Raw genomic sequence first — 17,526 nt, 5'->3', positions numbered from 1 at the left:
CTCCTCTCAGAGCGTGAAGGATTCGGTGGACGAAAATGCCGGGTCGCCGGGACGTACGTGCAGTTCTCCCCGATCCGGCCGGAGCACGACCGCGGCGACGGTCCTCTCGCGGCGGATGTCGCCGTTCCCGGCGACCCGCACGGGGGCACTGGACAGCAGCGCGAAATGGTCCTCTGTGGACGCCTGTCCCGGCAGCCGTTCGATCCCCGCCTGACAGGCTTTGAGCCGCTGGAGCGAGAAATTGCGCGCGAACACGGTCAGTTCGTCGCGGGGGGCGAGGTCCGGATGCAGGAAGTGGTTCGTGTGCACGGATTCCGGCCCCTCGGTCGATCGCAGGTCGTCATCGGCGATCTCCACCCAGGCGGTGGTGGTGAGATCGCACAAAGTCACTGAACGCGAGGCGGCCAGCCGCATGCCTCGTAGGGTCTCCACGGCCTCGGCGACGCTGCCACAGGTGTCGAGCAGATGCCGGATCGCCAGATACGGCGACGGCCCGTGGCGCCATTTCCCGGCCAGCACAAGATTCAGTCCGACGGCGAGGCCGGCGTCGTTGACCCCCAGATACCCGAGCAGACCACCGAAACTGAGCACGAGCGACCGTCGCTTCCCTGTTCGGACGTCCAGGACGGCGAGATGGTCGTCGAGATCGCCGTTGAGGTCGACCGTCTGCGCCAGCACGGGGTCGGAGCCGGTCCGCGCGTAGGTGGTGCAGTCGCCCATCGTCGGCAGCTTCTGGTAGCCGAGCACTTCTCGGCGCATTTGCAGCAGCACCGCCTCGTCGTGGGTGATGCCCGCCCCTTCGGCCAGGCCGCGGATCTCCGTGCCCAGGTCCGGGATCTGTTCGTCGATCGCGCGGGCGTACTCGGCGAGATCCGGGCGCAACGCGCCGAGACTCAGCGGGTCCGGCGACAGCGCGTTGAGCCGGGCGAGACGGTCACCGAGGAAATGGCGCAATTCCGTCGCCAGCGCTTCGCCGTGCGCCCGGCCTCGGGTGAACGCGTCACCGTGGGCACGAACGAAGGGGACGGTCACGAGCCACGCTCCGTGACCTTCTTCCCCGCGAGCAGGGTGGCCGCCACGCCGGGCCATTCGGCGCGCAGAACGCTGTAGTAGACGGCGTCCCGGCGGCGGCCGCCCGGCATGGGGTTGAAGCTGCGCAGGACGCCCTCCTCCACCGCGCCGATGTTGCGAAGCCCTTGCCGGGCCTGCTTGTTCAGCACGTCGGTTTTGAATTCGACCCGCTCGGCGCCCAGCGCGTCGAAGGCTTCGCGCAGCATCAGGTACTTGGCCCAGTGGTTGACGCCCTTGCCCTGGAACTTCGTGCCCAGCCAGGACCAGCCGATCTCCAGCCGTCCCGCGTCCTGGTTGATACTGCAGAAACTCATGCTTCCCGCGATCAGCCCGGTTTCCCGCTCGGTGATCACGTACACGACCCGGTCGCCCTTGGCCTGGTCGGCGACGGCGGCGTCGAAGAACGCGTCGAACTGCTCGTCGGTCTCGATGAGCTGCACGAAGTAGCGCCAGATCGCCGAATCGAGTGCGATCGTGCGCAGCGGCTCGCGATCGGTTTCGGCTATCGGCCGGAGCACCACGTGGTCATCGGCCAGTTCGGTGCGGGCGAGTTCCGCCCAGCGCTGCCCGGTCATTTCTTCACCGCCCCGGCGAGCGCGTCGGTGACGTCGCGCAGGGTGTGCATGGCCGCCACGTCCGGCTCGGTGAACGTCTCCAGGCCGACTCCGGTGTCGTCGCAAACGGACATCAGGAACATCACCTTCTGCATCGAGGTCAGGCCGTAGCCGTCGGCGAGATCGCGGTCCGGGTCGATTTCGGCGGGTTCGACAGGCTTGCTCAGCACCCGGGACAGGTTGTCCCGCACCGTGTCGTCGATGGTGGACGGTTCAGCAGACATGGACACTCCCCTGGTCATCGTGGATCTCGTGGTGATAGCGGTCGGCGATCCGCGACCGCAGCGGTTTGAACTGTGAGCTGAGCAGCCCGTTTCCGGCGCTGAACGGTTCGGCGGCGACGACCACCTTGCGGATCTGCTCGTCGGTTCCGAAAGCCGCGTTGGTGCGGGTGAGTTGTTCGGCGATCGCCGCCTCGTCGGCGGGAAGCGACGCCGGGGACACCACCGCCACCAGATACGTCTGGGAGGGGCAGAACAGCACGCATTCGGCGATGGCGGGACTGGTGCGCATGTGGTCTTCCACCGGGCGCACCACCACCTTCCGCCCGTTCTCGAGCACGATCACGTCGTCGGCCCGTCCCTTGATGTAGAGATAGCCGTCGTCGTCCAGTTCTCCCAGGTCACCGGTGCGGACCAGACCCGGCTCCGGGAACACCCGTTCGGACGCGCCGGGCGGCGCGAACTCGTAGCGATCGCAGACGGGAGGCCGGCTGCGCACACTCACGACGCCGTCACCGTCGATCAAGACCTCTTTGTGCGGCAACACCTTCCCGACACTTCCGGGTCGATGCGCGCCGGGATGGTTCTTCGCGACGACGCACGTCTCGTTGAGCCCGTACCCCTCGTAGATGGGCAATCCTGCGTCGGTGAAGAACCGGAGTACGTCTTCGGCGGCCGGGGCGGAGCCGGTCCACAGGTAGCGGATCCGGTCACCGAACACGCGGCGGGCGCCCTGGGCCAGTGCCTCCGACGGCGGGGTCTCCGGGCCGGCCCTGGTGACCTGCTGCTCGATGTAGGCCTTGGCGGTGGCGAAGAACCCCGGCACCCCCATCACCACGGTGGGTTTGACCCGGCGCAGCGTCGGAAACGCGGCCTCGTAGGTGCTCAAGGTGACGTCGTGGCCGAAACGCAGGGCCGAATAGATCCAGTAACGCTGTTGCAGGACCGCCAACGGCAGGAAGACGAACAGGTTGTCGCCGGCGCCGTGCCGGAAGATCTCCTGTACGGCGGCGATCCCGGCGTCGATGCTGCCCGCCGACGCGGTCATGCCCTTGGGCTCGCCGGTGCTGCCCGAGGTGAGCTTGAGGCTCGTGAAGTCCTCCGGCCGGTAGCGCACCGGCTCGGGTGGGACGGCGTCCTGGTCGCCGGCCAGCGCCCGGACGTCGGCGAGCGGCTGGACCCGGTCGCCCTCTCCGTCGGCGAAGAGCAATGTCAGGCCGTATCGGACGGCCAGTGCCGGGTCCGCGTCGAATTTGGCCGGGTCGAAGCCGACGGTGACCGCGCCGACGCGCAGGGCCGCGAGGTCCAGCAGCACCCACTCCAGGCAGTTCGGCGCCAGGATCCCGATCCTGTCACCGCGGCGGAGACCGAGATCCACGAGGGCGCGGGCGAGCCTGCCCACCATCTCGTGCACTTCCCGCAAATCGAACTGTTCGGTGCGGTCGAGCCGGGCGAGGTGCAGCCGGTGACCGGGTTCGGGCGGTGTCGCGTTGATCTCGTTCAGCACCCGGACGGCGGTCACGGATTCGGTGGTGGTCATCGACGGCCCCCCTTCGGTGGGGCGGCGGCGATCATCGCGGCCATGCGGCGCACGGTGTCCAGTTCGGGCAACCGATCCAGCGTGAAGCCGACGCCGAACTGTTTCCGGACGCCCGCGAGGATCCGGGCCGCGGCCAGCGAGTCGCCGCCGAGGTCGTACAGGGTCGCGGTGGCGGGCGGGGCGTCGACTTTGAGCACCTTCGCCCACAGCCGCGCGACCTCGTGCTCCAGTTCGGTGTCCGGCGGCGCTTCGGCGACGGCGACCGCGTCGGGTTTGTGCTGCTGCAACCGGGCGCGGTCGACCTTTCCGTTACGGGTCAACGGAAACGCGTCGTGCCAGTACACTCCGGACGGCACCATGTAGTGCGGTAGCACGGTACGCACCTGCTCGCCGAGCTCGTGGGCGGTGGGCCGCTCGCCGCCGGCGGGCACGAGATGCGCGATCAGCCGGTCGCCCTGGGCGCCGGACTCGCGGGCCACCACGGCGCGGCGGACGGCGTCGAGTGCGAGAAGCCTGGTCTCGACCTCGCCCGCCTCGATGCGGTAGCCGTTGACCTTGATCTGGAAGTCCGACCGGCCGAAGATCTCGATCTCGCCGGTGGGCAGCCACCGTCCCAGGTCCCCGGTGCGGTAGATCCGTTCACCGCGGACCGGGTCTTCGAAGAACCGCTCCGCGGTCCGCTCCTCGTCGTTCCAGTAGCCGCGCGCCAGCCCGGTGCCCGCCGCGCAGATCTCGCCGGTGACCCAGTCCGGCAGGTCGCGGCCCGCCGCGTCGAGCACGTAGGCACGGTTGTTGGCGTTGGGTCTGCCGTAGGGGATCGACTCCGAGCCGTCCTCGCCCGCGCCGACCGGATGGGAGATGTTCCAGATGGTCGTCTCGGTCGGCCCGCCGAGAGAGATCACGTCCAGTCCGGGGCGGATCGCCCGCAACGCGGCCGGAAGTGCCGGGGGCAGCCGGTCGCCGCTCATCATCACCAGCCGCAACGTCCGCAGGGATTCGGCGCCGTCGGCCTCGGCCTGTTCGAGCAGCAGCCCGACGATGGCGGGGACCGAGTTCCACACGGTCACCCCCGCCTGGTCGCACAGCCGCAGCCAGTGCGCCGGGTCGGCCGCTCGGTCGGCATCCGGCAGCACGACGGCCGCCCCGGCCGACAGCGCGCCGAACACGTCGTAGACCGACAGGTCGAATGAGAACAAGCTGATACCGAAGAACCGGTCACCGGGACCGACGCCGAACCGGCTGTTGCAGTCGGCGACGACGTTGGCGACCGCGCCGTGGGTGACCATGACGCCCTTCGGCCTGCCGGTGGTGCCGGAGGTGTAGAGCACGTACGCCAGGTCGCCTGGATCGGCGTCGGGTAGCGGGCTCACCGGCTCGACCCTCTCCGCGGGTCGAGTCAGGTCGAGGTCGAGAACCTCGCGCTCGTCGTCGCCGTGGCCGGAGTTGGTCAGGACGAACCGGGTTTCGCCGTCGGCCAGCATGAGCGCACGCCGCTCGGCGGGCAGCCCGGCGTCGATCGGCAGATACGCGCCTCCGGCGAGAACGACGGCGAGGATGCCCGCGACCTGCTCGGGGCCGCGGGTCATCACCAGCCCGACCGGCTCGTCACGGCGCACTCCGCGATCACGCAGCCAGCGCGCCGCGCGTTGGACGTGCGCGTGCAGTTCGCGATAGTTGATCTCGGCCGTACCGGTGATCACCGCCGGAGCGTCCGGAGTGGACTGAACCTGTGCCAGGAAGCGCTGGGGCAGAACCGGGTCCGGGATTTCGGTCGCGGTGTCGTTGGCCTCGGCGCGGCGGGCGCGCTGGTCGTCCGGGCGCAGGTCGAAGGTCTGCCGTGACCAGGCGTCCGGGTCCCGCAGTTCGCCGAGCAGCCGCTGATATCCGCCGACCAGCGCGTCGACGAGTCCTTCCGGGAACAGCTCGTCGACACTGTCGAACTGCACCACGACCCCGCCGTGCTGCTCGTAGGGTGACACGTCCAGCCACACCTGCGGGGTCTGGCTTTCGGTGTACACCTCCGGCCCGAACAGCTCCATCGCCGACCCGTCGACGTCTTCGTAGCCGATGGCGCTGTTGAAGGTGTAGGGCATCCGGGCGTCCGCGCCGTCCTGCCGGGCCAGCTCGCGGAGCACCTCGATGCCGCTGAAGTGCCGGTTGTCCAGCGACTCGCGCAGCGATTCCTGGATGGCGCGGGCCCGGTCGGCGAACGCTTCACCTGCTTCCGGCTCTACCTGCACCAGCATGGTTTCGCCGAAGTTGCCCAGCGCGGTGTGGATCCGGGGATGGATCGGCGGCCGGTTGGCCACCGTGGCGTTGAGGGTGAACCGCTCGCCCGCGCCCCAGCAGGCCAGCACTTCGGCGTAGACCGCCAGCAGGAGCCCCGACGGGGTCAGCCCGTGCCGGGCACTCAGCTCTTTCAAGTTAGTCCATTGTGGATTGTCAAGGCGGGCGAAGCGAGCGGTGAACCGGGCCTCCGTGATCGCCGCCGGGCCGGTGCGCAACGGCAGATTTGGATACGGCGCCAGATTGTCCAGGCGGGCCAGCCAGTACTCCTTCGACCGTGCGGCCGGGGTCTTGGTCCGGGCACGTTCCCGCGCTGTGACGAAGTCGGCGAATCTCGCTTCCTCTTCCGCGTCCGCCGTCGCCCCCGTATACGCGGCGTGCCACTGCTGGAAGAACAGGAAGATGCTGATCGCGTCGAGGATGAGGCCGTCGTGGTCGACGTGCAGCAGCATCTCCTGGTCCGAGAGCAGGGTGACCGCGACGGCGAGCAGGGGCGCTTCGTCGGCCGGGAGGCTGCGGTGACCGCGTTCGGCGCGCACCGACTCCCGGTGGGCGTGCTGCTCCTCGGCGGACTTGCCACGCAGGTCGTACCGGTCGATCGGGACATGCGCGGAACGCTGCTCGATCTGGGTTCCGTCCTCGGTGAACCGGGTGCGCAGGATGCCGTGCCGGGCCACCACCGTGTTGAGCGCGCTCTCCAGCCCGTCGATGTCCCAACTGCCGGAGATTTCGTGGTAGATGTGGCTGGCGGAGCCGATTTCGACCTGACGGTCCCGGCCGATGAGATAGCCGCGTTGCAACGCGGTCAGCGGCACGCCGGGCGGTGTGTCCAGATATTCGACCAGATCGGCCTTGTGCGCCTTGACCTTCGCGATCAGTTCGGCGTCCATCCGCTCGCGCGGCCCCTGCAGTTTCAGGTCCGTACCCGACAGGCTGACGTTCAGCCCTCGCGAGCGCAGTTCTCGAACCACCCGAGCCGGGGTCTCTCGTTCGATCGTGGTCATCGGCTCACCTCCGCGTGCTTGCGCACCACGTCTTCGGGCAGCTCCTTGGCCAGGGTGTCGGCGAGCTTGGCGACGTCACCTCCGTTGAACAGCGTCTCCAACGAGACGTCGGCGTCCAGCCGGTCGGTCAGCTGGTACTGCAGCGCGACGGCTTGAATCGACTGCATCCCCAGCTCCGCCAGGGAAAGATGCGCCACCGGTTCGTCGGCGGGCAGCCTCAGCACCTCGCGGACCACGTCGGACAACCAGGGCAACAGCGGCGACTCGGCGGCGCTTTCCTGTTTCTCCCCGAAGAACGTGCGGCCGGCGAGGGTCACGGTGGTTCCCGCGGGGACCAGTTCCACCGTCCGCGGCCAGCTCCGTTCGGCGGGCAACCCCAAAGCTTCGGCGAGGGCACCCGCGAACCGGGGCACCACCGGGGTGCCGCAGGTGGCCAGCAACCGGGCCGCGGCCACTTCGAGCGCGAGGGCGGTGCGCGCCTCGTCGGCCCAGTCACCGATCTGCGCGGCGGCGGACTCCCTGGCCGCGAACACGCGGGTGTCTTCGACCAGGCCGAGAAGTTGGGCCGCGGCGGAGTTCAGAGAGAAGTCGTCGGCGCCCAGTGCACGGGTCAGCGCGGTGAGCCGCTCGGTGAGCCGGGCCAGGAAGGCGGTGTGTTCCGGGGTCCAGATACCGGCGTCGGGGACCTTGCCGCCGTGGTCACGGGCGAGACGCTCGCCCAGGCCGGCGAGCCAGCCCTGCCAGTGGCCTTCCAGCGTGTCGCGGGTGAAGACGTCGAACTCGTCCGGATCGAAGTTGGTGCGCCTGCCCTCCGGGCGCGTCAGCGCCAGATAGAGCCGGTACGCGTCCGCTGTCTCCGGGCCGAGCACGTCGCGCCCCCACACCGCGTGACGGCGGCTGGTGGAGAATTTGCTCTGCTGGAGCAGGTAGAACTCGTTGACGTGGTAGTCGATGTCGGGCTCCCAACCCGGATACGCCGCCCGGTAGAGCGCCGGGTACGCGATCGGGTGGAAGAAGGTTCCGTCTGCCCCGAGGAAATGCACGATCTTCCAGTCCGGGTCCGGATCGGCGGCTTTCCAGTCATGGCCGATGCGCGCCCCCAGGGCGCCGATGCCGTGCAGGAAGCTGTAGGCCAGGTCGACCCACGACCAGATCACCTGTCCGTCCACATCGGACTCGTCAGGAGACAGTCCCCAGTCGGAGGGATGGGTCAGCGGGAACTCGACGGGGCCGCGGGACAGCACCCGGGCGGCCAGTTCCTTGACCGAGGCGGGTACCCGGCCCCGGCGATGGTGGTCACGGACATCGTCGGCGAGTTCGTGCAGGGACAGCTGATAGCGGCGCACGGTGCCACGGCGGGGCAGGGCGCCGGACTCGACCGACACCGGGTTGCCCAGGTCGGCCACCGAGTTGGGCTCGCGGCAGCCCTCGCAGATGTTGCCGCCGGTGGTCTGCCCGCAGGACGGGCAGGTGCCGGTGACGCCGGATTCGAAGAGGTACTTGCCCGATTCCGGGTCGAACAGCGCGTCGGCCTCGGTCAACCGGACCGGAGCGGAGCCTGCCAGTGAGCCGAAGAAGGCGCGCAGCCCGTCCGGATAGGTGTCGTCGACACTGGTCGCGGTGAACTGGTGGACCTCGATGTCCATCGCGGCGAAGGTTTCGCGGATCCGCTCGCTGTAGTGGGCCGCGGTGTCCAGCGCGGTGCGGCCTTCCTTGGCCGCGGCCGCCTCGACGTAGTTCTGGTAGTCGTCGGTGCCACAGAGGTGCCAGGCCTGGACGCCGTTCATCCGCTGGAACCGGGTGTAGGCGTCGGCGGCGAAGAACGGTCCCGCGAGGTGGCCCAGATGCAGATCCCCGTTCGGGGTCGGGGCGGAGGAGAACACGAAGACCGGACGCTCGCCGAACCGGCGGCGCACCGATTTCTCGGCGGCGGCCGTCGCACGGGTGAGGTCGCGCCAGAAGAACGACACCAGTACCAGGTCGGTCTCTCCGTTGTTGGTGACGTAGTGGGTTTCGAACGGGTCGAACCGGACGACCGTCCCGGCCTCGATCCGATGATCGGCGCCGTCGACGACCAGGTCGCCGCCTCCGGCGACGAGGACCCATACCTCGGTCTCGTCGTGCTGGTGGGTCAGCGACCGCACGCCGGGTGCCACCCGGCCCCAGGACGCCCCCACCCCCAGGTCGCCGCCCGCACCCGGATCCAAGGTCGCGACATCGATGCCGAACGCCCGGGTCAGTCCTTCGCCGGTGAACGTACTGATCTCCACGATCAACTTCCTCCCGTCTCGAGCAGGTCGGCCGCGCGGGCGGCGATGGCGGGCCCGAGCCGGTAGCCCGACCCGTTCGCCGCGCCCGCGAAGACGACCCGGCCATCACCGAGCGCGCGCACCGCGGGCTCGCCGGTACCGCTGTAGGCGTCGCAGAAGACTCGTCCGGAGAGTCGGCCGGCGGCCATCGCGGGAGCGTGACGCCGGAGGATCTCCCGGGCTTCGTCCAGGTTGTGTTCGGTCAGCCCTCTCGACGGGGCGTCCGGGTCGACGTCCCATTCCGGGCAGGTGTAGCTGAAGAGCCAGTGCCCTCGTTCGGGCAACGGCAACAGAAAGGCGTCTTCGCGCTCGAAGATCACCGCCGCGTCGTGCGGGGCAGGCCGTCCGCCGACGTGCAGCGCGACGACCTTCTTCACCCTCGCCTTCAACGGGGCCACCATCGCCCGCCACGCTGGGGCGGCCAGCCACGGCCCCGGTGCGAGCACCACTTTGCCCGCGGTCAGGGCCTCGCCGGTGCCCAGACGCAGGGCGACGCCGTCCCGATGCTCGATCACCGCTTCCACCCGCACTGCCTCACGTACCTCGGCAACAGTGCGCAGATCGGCGGTCAAGGCGCGGGTCACCTGGGCCACGTCGGCGTGGTGGCCGCCTCGGACGGACCAGGCGGCCGCACCCGGCGGCAGGCTCACTTCATCCGGCAGGTCGCTGGTGACGGTGAGCTCCGCTTCGGGCAGATAATCCGTGCGCATCTTCGGCTCGTCGGCGGCGGTGCCCACGACTCGCATGGCCACCGGATGAAGAGGAAGCGCAGGACGGTCCTGGACCAGCTTCCGGTAGTACTCATGGCTGAAGCGGGCCATTTCACGCACCGTCGCGGTGGCGCCGCGCGGGATGTGCAACCCGGCCGACCGCAGTGAGGCTCCGCCACCGACCAGTTCGCGGTCGAGCAGCAGCACCGACGCCTCCGGCGCGCGCCGGAGGATTTCGTGCGCGATCAAGCAGCCGATGATGCCCCCGCCCAGTACGGCGATGTCGACCTGGCCCCGGACGCCCGCCATCCCGCCACCGGCGGCTCGGTGTGCGGTACCGGCCGTCGCCGAGCTCACGTCGGGTCCAACGCGTCGGCGATGTGCTTGCCGGCCCAATCGATGAAGGGCTCCCTCTGTTCGTTGGAGTGCATGCCGAGTAACCGGTCCATGATTCGCTGGCTGCGCCACGCGACCAGGCTCAGATTCGGGTCGGCGAGGCCGCGCTGATCGCGGACTCTGTTCTGCAGGAACACCGAGCGGTCGCGGGGACCGTCCCAGCGGATGGCGAAATCCTTGTCCACGTTGTATTCATCGCCCTCCCGGGCGAGCCTGTCCTCCAGCGGCGACAGAAAATCCGCTGTCGCGGGGTGATATCCGGTGGCCCACACCACGGAGTCGGCTTCGACGTGCTCGACCAGGCCCGGGTCGTCGTTGCTCTCGACGGTCAGATCCCACGCGTCGCGGTCGGCGGTGACACCGGTGACGGTGCGGTTGGGCAGGAGAGCGAAAAGGTCATCGACGCCGTCGACGAACCTGCGGGCATAGCAGCGCTGATAGATCTCCCGCAGCGTCGACTCGGAGATTCCGTCGCTGGTCAGCACGTTCTGCGCGTTGAGCGCCACCCGGGCGGGACGGTCCAGGTCGAAGAAGTAGTCGGAATAGCCGGGGACGAAGTACTCGTTGGTGAACGGCGTGTCGTCGATCGGGAAGTAGTTGTGCCGGCGGGAAACCCAGGTCACCCGGCGCGGAAGTTGCTCCGCTGGACGGGAGATCAGGTCGAGGAAGACCTCGGCGCCGGATTGCCCGCCGCCGACCACCGAGACCCGTTTTCCGGCGAAATCCCGGCTGTGCGTTACGAAATCTGCGACGTGGAACTGTGATCCGCCGAGTTTTCCGCGCGCCGGTTCGGGCACCCAGGGTTTCGTGCCGATCCCCACCACGACGTTGTCGGCCGTGACCGTTCGCCTGGTGGTGCGGACGACGAAAGACGAACCGTCGAAGTCGACCTCACGGACTTCTTCACCGAAGCGGACGTTCTTGTTGGTCTCACTGGCCCACTCGAGGTAGTTACGGAACTCCTGCCGCGGCACGGCATCGAACTGGGCGTTGATGAAATGGTAGATCCGGCCGTGTTCGTGCAAATAGGACAGGAATGAGAACCGGCTGGTGGGATCGGACAGCGTCACCAGGTCCTTGAGCAGCGACACCTGCAGGGTGGCGCCGGGTATCTGTTGTCCATCGTGCCAGCCGAAACGCTCTTCCCGATCCAGGAAGAGGTTCGCGATCCCGTCCCGGTCGTGCAGCAAGGACGCCAGGCTGAGGTTCGCGGGCCCCACGCCGACGCCGAGGCACTGGTAGTGCGCCGTCTCCTGTTCCGGACGACGCGGTAGAGGAGCAGTCACCTTAAGACTCTCCCCTCACGTGCCGCGCCGGGCCGTCGCGGTTCGCTGTTTTGATCCGTTTCGCGCATGGGGACCCCTTCCCGTACTGCCGTCACCTGAACTTTCGTGAACGTCCGCAGTGCGTCGCGCCAATGACGGTTCGAGTGCTCTCAGGCGCGATCGACCCCGCCCAGTTGGAGAAAATGCCGAAGTGGCCTCGTTCGCTGGATCGGAGCGACTGTCTCCGACGCTCGGCGCACCCCAGGTCCCACCGTCGCGATCAAGCCGTCGCGGACTAGGACCACACCATGATCAATCGGCGCGTTAGCTTTGTCGTCGCCATCGCTGACGCCATCGGCAACGCTAGCACGTACATCACCGACAACACACGACAGTTGGTGATCTTTTGATGAACCGCGACGAAATCTCTGGGTTTTATCCGTTTTTGTGCACCGTCCGCCACGTTCACACCACCACCTGGCGGACATCAACGCAGCCGTTCCGACCATCGTTTGTCCTTTATGGACATATCGCTGAATCTTCCACTCGCCATTCGGCTTGCGCCGAACGTGTGAAAATAGTTCCACGACTTGTCACTTCCCCACGCCCTGCCAAGCTGGAGCCGTGAAAGATCCGGAGGAGATTATCGATAGCCTGACAGGGAACCGGCTGACGACGATCACGGGGGGCGCTCCACCTGCCAGGACCGAAGCGATCGTCCAGGCCATACGAGCCGCGAAAAATGATTATTCCAGTGTCACAATCCTGACGGCCGGCCGTCTCCCGGATACGTTCGCGCAAGCCACGGCCGCCGCACTGGGAGTCGTGGAGCGACCGGCCGAGCCCCTGTTCGAGGCCCTGCGCGCACCTTTGCGCCACGGTCGTCCGCTGCTGGTCGTCCGAGGTTGCGGACACGACTGCGCGGACGTCACCGAACTGCTCGCCGATCTGCTGGAGCATTGTCCGAACTTGACGGTTTTGGCCGAATCGTCCGACCCGCTTCGCATCCGCGCGGAACACGTCATTACCTTGCCCGGCCGTTGCAACGCTCCTGACGAAGAGAAAATCGCGCAACTGGCCACCTTCTCCGCGCACTGTCGCATTTTCGACGCCGGAATGGCGGCGGCTCTGGCGGGAATCACGCCGGCCGAGGCCGAGGCCACGCTGTCCCGGCTGACGGCGGACGGCCTGATCCAGCGGGATGAGGACGGCTGGCGCCTGGCGCCGGAGTTTCACGAGGTTCTGCCCGCGCCGGAAAACGACGTGATGGAGCGGCGCGTCGGTTGGGCGGCGGAAGAATCCGCAGAGCTTCGAGCCGCTGTCGAGACCGGCGGAAAGTGGCGTGACCGGTTCGATCTGATCGCCGATGATCTGCGGGCCACTGTGCGAGCGGCGGCCGGACCAGATGCTCGACACCACGAGATCGCCCGCACCTTGGCCGAACTCCTGTACGCACGACAGTTGCTGGCCGAAGCACGAAGCACCTTCGAACTGGCGGCCGGGCTGGCACCCGACGACCGCACGGCGGCGCGTGACCTGCGCTCCGCGGCCGACGTCGCCATGAGTGAACATCGGGGCGAGCCGGCGTTCACGCTGCTTCAGCGGGCCGCGGAACGCGCCATGCGGGGCGGTGACGGATCGGGAGCGGCGATCGCACTCGCCTACGCGGTCTGCGTCGGGAACCGGTTCCCGGCCACGTTCACCGATCTGGTCCCCCACGAACGGTTGGTCACCTTGATGGCCGAAGCCGAGCGTGCCGCACCGGACGGCGATCCGGTCGCCGAGGCCTATCTCGCGGCCGCGAGGGCGTGGAACGCCACCGGCGAGAAAACCACTCCCGATCCGGACCTGACCATGATCGCGCTGGACGCCGCCCGTGCCACCGACCAGCCGGTGCTGATCAGCGCGGCGCTGGACGCGGTGGCCAGCGCGGAGGGCGCCGTCGGCCGCTTCGCCCGCGCCCACCTTTCCTCCAGCGAGCGGCTGTCACTGTTCGAGAAGCTCCCCCGCCACCAGCCCGGCATCGGAGTCGAGGTCATCGACACGCTGCACGTCGTGCCGCTGGTCGCGCTCGCCGCGGGAAGGCTTCCGGACGCGGTACGCGCGGCCGAGACGTCCTGGGAGGACCCTTTTCGAGGCCTCTACATGCGGGCGAGCAAATTCGTTGTGCCGCTTGCCCTTCGTGGCCGGTTCGACGAAGCGCTGGAGTACGCGGAAACCACCTGGGAAGCCTGGCAACGTCTGGGGCGCCCCGCAGCCCGCTGGATGGCTCCGGCGGCACTGGCCGCGGGCATGGTGCACGGCTTTCGCGGGAACACCTCGGGCTACGACACCTGGGCGGACCGGGCGCTGACCTTGTCGGAGCCCGGCGTGCACAGCGGGCTCCGGGAGAGCTTCACGGCATTCGTCCTGCCCCGCGTCGCACTGCACCACGGTGACGTCCGGACCGCGGAGACCGCGGCACTGATGCCGGAAGGTGAGTGGTACGACAGCGCGCACCAGTTCTACGACGCCTATGCCTGGGCCGTCGCCGCGGAAACCGCGGTCGTGGCGGGCGCTCCCGGGGCGGAGGCGCTGCTGGCCGCCGCCGAACCCGCCGCGAAGGAAAACCTTTGGGCGGCGGCATGTCTGGCCCGCGCCCGCGGCAGGGCGCACGGCGACCACGACGCGGTGAAAGAAGCGATCGCCGGATGGGAATCCATCGGCGCTCGCTTCGAACGAGCCTGCACCCTCTGTCTGCTCCCCGAGCGGAGGGCCGAAGGGGTCGCGGAGCTAGCCGCGTTGGACTGCCGACCTCCCGCCACGCCGCTATGATCGAAAACCGGGCCGTGAACGCGGCCGGACGCAGGCCGTCAGAACGCACTGTGAAGCGGCGGCCCCCAGCGGGGACGAGGGGATCAAAACCGGCCGTGGCCACCGCACCCCCGACAAACGACTTGCGCGCACTCGCCGCCGCGGGCCTCACGATCGTGCTGTGGGCTTCGGCCTTCGTGGTGATCCGGGACGCGGGCGAGCACATCTCCGCAGGCGCGCTCGCTCTGGGCAGGCTCGTGACCGGCGCGCTGGTACTGGTCGCGTTTCTCGTGCTGCGCAGGCAAGGGCTCCCTCCGAAACCGGCATGGCCGGGCATCCTCGTCTCGGGAGTGGCGTGGTTCGGCGTCTACATGGTCGCCTTGAACGCCGGTGAACAGCGGATCGACGCGGGTACCGCCTCACTGGTGATCAACCTGGCACCGATCCTGATGGCGGCACTGGGCGGCTGGCTACTCAAGGAAGGATTCCCCCCGCAGCTGATGATCGGTCTGGCGCTGGGATTCGCCGGTGCCGTCCTGGTCGGATTCGCGTCGTCGGACGGCGGGACCGCGAGCCTGCTCGGCGTGCTGCTGTGCGGTCTCGCAGCGGCGGGCAGCGCCACCGGCGTGGTCGCCCAGAAACCCGCGCTACGGCACGCCACCGCCCTGCAGGTAACGGCGTACGGCAACGTGGTCGGGGCGGTGGTGTGCCTGCCGTTCGCCGGAACGCTGGTGCGGGAGGTGTCGGCGGCACCGGCGAGCGCCGTCCTGGAGATCGTTTACCTCGGCTTGTTCCCCACGGCGCTGGCGTTCTCCACGTGGGCCTACGCGCTGTCCCGGATGACAGCCGGGAAACTGGGCGCCACGACATACCTGGTACCCGTACTGGTGGTTCTCTTCAGCTGGGTGGCCCTCGACGAGATCCCCGCCGCGCTGTCGTTCGTCGGGGGCGCGCTTTGCCTGGTCGGTGTGGCTGTCTCCCGGCGCCGATCCCGAAAGACCGTGGAGGAATCTTGACTGTGGAAGAACTCTCCCGCACCGGCTTCGAACGGGTCGTCGTCGACCGGGATCCGGCAGGCGCGGCACGCTCGATCGTCGCGGTGCACGACACGCGTCTCGGCCCGGCGCTCGGCGGCGTGCGCGTGCGCCCCTATCCCAGCGAGGACGACGCCGTTTCCGAATGCCTCGCCCTTGCCCGCGCCATGACGGTCAAAGCCGCCGCGGCAGGGCTGGACTTGGGCGGTGGCTGGAGCATCATCCCCGTGGATGTCTCGGACAAGACACCGGAACGGCTCCTGGCGCACGGCCGGGCGATCGCCACGTTCGGGGGACGGTTCATCCCGGTGAACGACATCGGCACCGATCAAGCCGATCTGCGCAAGATCGGCGAAGTGACCTCACCTGTGTGTGCACAGGGTGATCCTTCGCCGTGGACCGCTCTGGGTGTGTCGGCCGGAATCAAGGCATGCGCTCGTTTCTCCGGACATGCCGACCTGAGAGGACTGCGGATCGGCGTGCAGGGCGCGGGCAATGTGGGAAGCGCTCTGGTCCGTTTACTTGTCGAGGACGGCGCGGAGGTCCTGGTGAGCGATGTGGTCGAGGAGCGCGCCACCGCACTCGCCGCGGAGACAGGCGCGACGGTGGCAGAACCCAGCGAGATGCCCTACAGAGAGTTGGACGTCTTCGCGCCCTGTGCTCTGGGCGAGGTGGTCACGCCGGACACAGTGGATGACCTGCGGTGCAGGATCATCGCCGGTGGTGCCAACAATGTGCTCGCGTCCTCGGATCTGGCAGGTCGACTGCGCGATCGGGGCATCGTCTACGCACCGGACTTCTGCGTGAACTCGGGTGGCGTGATCTTTCTGCAGGCGCAGATCCAGAGCCACACCGAAGAAGCGGCGCGCAAGCAAGTCCTCAAGGTCGGGCAGGTCATCTCGGATCTGCTGGAGCGCGCGGAAAGTCGCGGTATCACGACCACTCAGGCCGCAGACGACCTTGCGCAAGCGCGACTCGACGAGGTCTGAGCGGCGTCATTCACCCCGGCCCGTCGTTAGCATCCGCACCAAGAATTCGGCGGCCTCGCCGCCTGCCTCAACCGCTGACCACCGCCTTTTCGTCAGCTCGGGCACAATGACCCTGCGCACCGGAGACAACGGGTTCGTCCGGCCAGCCGCGACGGTATTCCTTGGTCTTACGGCGGCGATACGCCGCCGCCCGTTACTCACTACGACCTGTGAACGTCGACGGGCCGAGACGGCGATCAATGCCTCGACCCGTCGACGAGGGTGTGGCGCATTAGACAAAGACTTCGCGCCTGCCTTTGTCTCCTTCCATCGGCGGCGAAGAGCCCTGCGCGCCACTGCGCGGCGTGACACTAGAGTCGCTGCAGTCGGCGCAGCATCGGGCGCGCGTCGCGGCGTCAGGGCGGAATAACGCGTCGATGACCCGCGCCGGTCAGATGTTGAGGTACCAACGCTGGTTGCCGCGGTTCCAGTCACAGGTGTGGAGGCTCAATTGGTCGTCGCGGCCCTCGTAGGTCGCGCACAGCCCGGTTTCCTCGTTCTTGAGCTGCTTCTGGTTGTGGTCGCCGCGGATCATCCACCGCTGTCCCGGGTCGTCGCCGTTGCAGTCCGCACCTATGACCCGGCCATGGTGGGCGGTGGCGCACAGGTCGGTTCCCGTGTTCTGGATGGTGCGGTTGTCCCAGAAAATCCAGTGCTGGTTGTCGCTGCCGTGGAAATCACCGGTGATGGTGGGCTCGCCGTCCCACCACGTTTGCTGCCACACCCGTTCCGTGCCATTCGCGGACTCGATCACGTAATCGGCCGGGTCGGCCTCGGCAGCGGCGGCGGCCGGCACCATCAACGCTCCGGCAGCGGCGGCGAACAGGGCAGTCAACACAGTACGTACCAACATGGTCATCTCCTCGTCTTCTGATTCCGACGCACCCAGTACAGCCCGGCCGATCTCGCGCACGGAACACGATGAACACCATCGAGAAGACGAAGCACCCACCCTCCGGGCGAACATCGGCAGCCACCACTCCCTGTAACCCCCGGGCCCAAGTTGCGTATCTCACCGCGCGACACCGCACCACGAGTCCAAGGCAGACCCGGAACCGGACCGGATCACGATTCTCTTCGATGACATCGGTTACAAGACCCTGGGCCTGTCCGCCGTCTTCCGGCATGCGTAGTGGCATGCGGTGCGCCCAAACACACGCCACACCGGCGCGACGCGTCGACAGGCCCGCCGCCCAGTTCAATCGGCGCGGTCGCGGTTCCAGGTCGCCGGTTTCACCCACCCCATAGAGCGGTA

The 17,526-nt window shown here is 68.2% G+C and carries 12 protein-coding genes; 3 read left to right on the top strand and 9 right to left on the bottom strand.

Annotation, left to right across the window (positions count from 1 at the left end; all coding sequences use genetic code 11):
* Positions 1 to 6 precede the first annotated feature (6 nt).
* The 8 genes from ACLJQ7_RS36735 to ACLJQ7_RS36700 are packed head-to-tail and all read right to left on the bottom strand — an operon-like array spanning position 7 to position 11,437.
* Entirely contained in the window at positions 7 to 1,032 is a 1,026-nt protein-coding gene (locus ACLJQ7_RS36735) for a C45 family autoproteolytic acyltransferase/hydolase (RefSeq protein ID WP_410652775.1), read from the bottom strand.
* On the bottom strand, positions 1,029 to 1,646 hold the full coding sequence (locus tag ACLJQ7_RS36730) for a GNAT family N-acetyltransferase (protein ID WP_410652773.1): 618 nt from the start codon (positions 1,644 to 1,646) through the stop codon (positions 1,029 to 1,031). Before ACLJQ7_RS36730 ends, ACLJQ7_RS36735 begins: the two co-directional genes overlap by 4 nt.
* Positions 1,643 to 1,909 (bottom strand): acyl carrier protein, encoded by a 267-nt coding sequence (locus tag ACLJQ7_RS36725; protein ID WP_410652772.1) that lies wholly within the window; start codon positions 1,907 to 1,909, stop codon positions 1,643 to 1,645. Before ACLJQ7_RS36725 ends, ACLJQ7_RS36730 begins: the two co-directional genes overlap by 4 nt.
* Complete coding sequence (locus tag ACLJQ7_RS36720; protein ID WP_410652771.1) at positions 1,899 to 3,446, bottom strand: AMP-binding protein; 1,548 nt, start codon at positions 3,444 to 3,446, stop codon at positions 1,899 to 1,901. Before ACLJQ7_RS36720 ends, ACLJQ7_RS36725 begins: the two co-directional genes overlap by 11 nt.
* On the bottom strand, positions 3,443 to 6,736 hold the full coding sequence (locus ACLJQ7_RS36715; protein WP_410652770.1) for an amino acid adenylation domain-containing protein: 3,294 nt from the start codon (positions 6,734 to 6,736) through the stop codon (positions 3,443 to 3,445). Before ACLJQ7_RS36715 ends, ACLJQ7_RS36720 begins: the two co-directional genes overlap by 4 nt.
* Positions 6,733 to 9,006, bottom strand: a complete 2,274-nt coding sequence (locus tag ACLJQ7_RS36710) for a class I tRNA ligase family protein (protein WP_410652769.1) — start codon at positions 9,004 to 9,006, stop codon at positions 6,733 to 6,735. Before ACLJQ7_RS36710 ends, ACLJQ7_RS36715 begins: the two co-directional genes overlap by 4 nt.
* A 2-nt stretch (positions 9,007 to 9,008) precedes the next feature.
* A complete protein-coding gene (locus ACLJQ7_RS36705) occupies positions 9,009 to 10,112 on the bottom strand; it encodes an NAD(P)/FAD-dependent oxidoreductase (RefSeq protein ID WP_410652768.1) in 1,104 nt (367 codons plus the stop codon).
* Positions 10,109 to 11,437, bottom strand: a complete 1,329-nt coding sequence (locus ACLJQ7_RS36700; RefSeq protein ID WP_410652767.1) for a lysine N(6)-hydroxylase/L-ornithine N(5)-oxygenase family protein — start codon at positions 11,435 to 11,437, stop codon at positions 10,109 to 10,111. Before ACLJQ7_RS36700 ends, ACLJQ7_RS36705 begins: the two co-directional genes overlap by 4 nt.
* Positions 11,438 to 12,241: 804 nt before the next feature.
* Between ACLJQ7_RS36700 and ACLJQ7_RS36695 the strand changes: the two genes are divergently transcribed.
* The 3 genes from ACLJQ7_RS36695 to ACLJQ7_RS36685 all read left to right on the top strand — a co-directional run bounded on the left by ACLJQ7_RS36695 (position 12,242) and on the right by ACLJQ7_RS36685 (position 16,232).
* Positions 12,242 to 14,230, top strand: a complete 1,989-nt coding sequence (locus ACLJQ7_RS36695) for a hypothetical protein (protein ID WP_410652765.1) — start codon at positions 12,242 to 12,244, stop codon at positions 14,228 to 14,230.
* Between the two features lie 95 nt (positions 14,231 to 14,325).
* Positions 14,326 to 15,225: a DMT family transporter gene (locus ACLJQ7_RS36690; protein WP_410652764.1), complete on the top strand. Its 900-nt coding sequence runs from the start codon at positions 14,326 to 14,328 to the stop codon at positions 15,223 to 15,225.
* A 2-nt stretch (positions 15,226 to 15,227) separates the two neighbouring features.
* The gene (locus ACLJQ7_RS36685) at positions 15,228 to 16,232 is read left to right on the top strand and encodes a Glu/Leu/Phe/Val dehydrogenase dimerization domain-containing protein (protein WP_410652763.1); all 1,005 of its coding nucleotides are present in this window, start codon (positions 15,228 to 15,230) and stop codon (positions 16,230 to 16,232) included.
* A gap of 430 nt (positions 16,233 to 16,662) precedes the next feature.
* On the opposite strand, the gene ACLJQ7_RS36680 is transcribed toward ACLJQ7_RS36685, so the two are convergent.
* The gene (locus tag ACLJQ7_RS36680; protein WP_410652762.1) at positions 16,663 to 17,184 is read right to left on the bottom strand and encodes an RICIN domain-containing protein; all 522 of its coding nucleotides are present in this window, start codon (positions 17,182 to 17,184) and stop codon (positions 16,663 to 16,665) included.
* Between the last annotated feature and the right edge of the window lie 342 nt (positions 17,185 to 17,526).

Source organism: Amycolatopsis sp. cmx-4-54, from assembly GCF_046548895.1.
GTDB lineage: Bacteria > Actinomycetota > Actinomycetes > Mycobacteriales > Pseudonocardiaceae > Amycolatopsis.
Note: the sequence above shows the minus strand (reverse complement) of the source record. Positions and strands in the feature narration are given on the sequence as shown.